Annotated in this window: 1 protein-coding gene and 1 pseudogene; both read left to right on the top strand. The window is 54.2% G+C overall.

Going from position 1 to position 982, the window contains the following annotated elements:
* A pseudogene (locus N5O98_RS27225) lies at positions 1–792 on the top strand (conjugal transfer protein MobB); the annotation flags it as partial.
* Between the two features lie 41 nt (positions 793–833).
* The coding region (locus N5O98_RS27220; protein WP_269496266.1) for a YWFCY domain-containing protein at positions 834–982 on the top strand (149 nt) is incomplete at its 3' end.

Genomic DNA, 982 nt, shown 5'->3' with positions numbered 1-982 from the left:
GCGGAACGCAAGAATCGCCGTCTTGACACGCCGCTGCGCAAGGTGGACGCCTCTGCGGGCGACGTGAAGAAGCAGGTGGGGAATATCGTTAAGGCTTTGAACGGGCAATACCGTTTCCAGACGATGGGCGAATACCGCGCCCTCCTTTCCTTATATAATATGACGGTGGAGGAAGCGCGGGGTAACGTGCGCGGACGGGAATATAATGGGCTGGTCTATTCCGTCACGGACGGCAAAGGCAACAAGGTCGGCAATCCTTTCAAGTCCTCGCTGTTCGGGAAGTCCGTCGGCTTTGATGCCGTACAGAGAAAGTTTGCCCGTTCCAAGCAGGAGATTAAGGACATGAAACTTGCCGACATGACAAAATGCACCGTCCTTTCCGTGCTGCAAAGTACGTATGACAAGGAGAGGTTCATAGCCACGCTCAAGGAGAAAGGTATTGACACCGTGCTGCGCTATACGGAGGAAGGACGCATCTGCGGGGCCACGTTCATCGACCACCGAACAGGATGCGTGTTGAACGGCTCACGCATGGGCAGGGAATTGTCCGCCAACGCCTTGCAGGAACACTTCACGCTGCCATACGCCGGACAGCCGCCGGTTCCGCTTTCCATTACCACGGAGGGTCAGGAGGAAACGCAAGCTCTGTCCACTTCCGAATACGGAAGGGACTTGGACGGCATGGGCTTGTTCTCTCCCGAAGGCCCGGCAGTGGACGCCGAGGAGGAAGCCTTCATCCGGGCGATGCAGCGCAGGAAGAAAAAGAAGAAGCGCAAGGGCTTGGGAATGTAATCAGTCAGACAAAGTATCAACAATCAAAACAATTTCAAGGTATGTCACAACAAGAAGACGATTTGAGGGCATTGGCGAAAATCATGGATTTTCTGCGTGCCGTGAGTATTATTTTAGTGGTCATGAACGTGTACTGGTTCTGTTATGAAGCCATACGGCTCTGGGGTGTGGACATCGGTGTGGTGGACAG

This window comes from Bacteroides sp. LFL-34 (assembly GCF_027257075.1).
Classification (GTDB): domain Bacteria; phylum Bacteroidota; class Bacteroidia; order Bacteroidales; family Bacteroidaceae; genus Bacteroides; species Bacteroides ovatus.
This window is presented reverse-complemented; position numbering and strand designations above follow the sequence as displayed.